This window comes from Comamonas sp. F1-6, assembly GCF_039581415.1.
Classification (GTDB): Bacteria; Pseudomonadota; Gammaproteobacteria; order Burkholderiales; family Burkholderiaceae_C; genus Comamonas; species Comamonas thiooxydans.
Genome location: NZ_JBCPWN010000061.1, coordinates 1 through 1,218, shown reverse-complemented (window position 1 = coordinate 1,218; position 1,218 = coordinate 1). Strand labels below are relative to the sequence as shown.

General features: G+C 53.8%; 3 protein-coding genes. 1 reads left to right on the top strand and 2 read right to left on the bottom strand.

What is annotated here, in order from left to right; all coding sequences use genetic code 11:
* Positions 1 to 157, bottom strand: a 157-nt coding sequence (gene rdgC, locus AAIL66_RS24290) for a recombination-associated protein RdgC (RefSeq protein ID WP_343497962.1), incomplete at its 3' end; no start/stop codon positions are given.
* Positions 158 to 241: 84 nt separating this feature from the next.
* On the opposite strand from rdgC, the gene AAIL66_RS24285 reads away from it, so the two are divergent.
* A complete protein-coding gene (locus tag AAIL66_RS24285) occupies positions 242 to 892 on the top strand; it encodes a hypothetical protein (RefSeq protein ID WP_343497961.1) in 651 nt (216 codons plus the stop codon).
* Positions 893 to 911: 19 nt separating this feature from the next.
* Here AAIL66_RS24285 and AAIL66_RS24280 read toward each other — a convergent pair whose 3' ends face one another.
* Entirely contained in the window at positions 912 to 1,106 is a 195-nt protein-coding gene (locus AAIL66_RS24280; RefSeq protein ID WP_343497960.1) for a hypothetical protein, read from the bottom strand.
* Positions 1,107 to 1,218 lie beyond the last annotated feature (112 nt).

The window sequence follows — 1,218 nt, the reverse complement described above, 5'->3', positions numbered from 1 at the left end:
AGCCATGCGGCTCGCCGCGCGGCGGCACCCAGCCCACTGAACGCTCCTGGGTCGCGCCGCACTCCTCAAACACCGTCTTTTGCAGCGCATCTTCCAGCAGCTGCAGATCGCCCTGCCAGCTCTCGGCAATGCGGTAAATGGTCATGTTTTTAAACATGGAAACTCCAGAAATGAAGAAGCCCGCGTAGTGGCGGGCGAGAGAAAGCGTTGAGCTACCATCCGCCAGATAACGGAGGGACTAATGGTTGTCACAGTAAAAATCGACGGAAGGCTTGTTCTATTAACTGCGATTTACCTATCAATCGGCATTGGCGCCCTATTGCTTGCATTTCCTGATGCATCAATTTGGGTGCCGTCGAATTCATCCGAGTTGGCGAGTTGGTTTCAAGCAGTAGGTTCTCTGTTCGCGATAGCCGCTACTTGGTACATTGCTTCATCTGATAGACGGGAGCGCCGCGAGAACGAGCATCGACTTGCCGCGCTTGATGCGTCAACGATGCATGCGGAGTTGTGGGGCGCGCTCATGTCTCTGGGGACTTTGCGTACGGAGATGGTCAAAATTTACATGAGCAAGGATCTTTCAAACATCAACCAGCTTTCTCCGCGGCTCAGTGAGGTAAGAGTCCGGCCTCTTGCAGATCAAAAAAACCTGTCATTGGTTGGTGCCTCCTATTTGAGTGAGATATCGGAAATTCTCAGAAGGCTATCCGTGTTGAAAAATGATCTGAGCCTGTTTAAGTTTCTCAAAGATCTGGGTGACTCGGTCATACTGTTTAGATTGAAGGAGTCGATTGAGTGCGCCGCCGAGACCGAAGTTTTGATCGCTAAAGCATCAGCAACTTTGAATGATTTCGCTGCTCGTCAAGGGATACCGTTGAACTACCTGCACTAATCTCGCAGTACGGAATTTGTCACTGTTCCTTCAGGCATTGCACGGTCTTGTCATCCAGCCACTCGGCATGCATGCCAGGGCAGGCGAACTCGTCGCGCAGGCTCTGGGTGATGCTCTGCGGCTCGTCGGCTTGGGCATCGGGCGCGGATAGCCAGGCTGCGAGAAGCAGGGCACCAACGATGACCAGCAGGGAGTCAACGATTGTCTTCAGCATGAGGATCTCCTGTTCAATAAAGCGCTTGCTGATCAGAGGGGCCATGCTTCCGGCGTGAGGGCCATCACCACGACCGCGCCGACCAGGCAGAAGAGGCCGAAGCCGGTGAGAG

Coding starts and splice junctions, on each gene's coding strand:
- AAIL66_RS24285 (WP_343497961.1), top strand. CDS start 242: ATGGTTGTCACAGTAAAAATCGACGGAAGGCTTGTTCTATTAACTGCG.
- AAIL66_RS24280 (WP_343497960.1), bottom strand. CDS start 1,106: ATGCTGAAGACAATCGTTGACTCCCTGCTGGTCATCGTTGGTGCCCTG.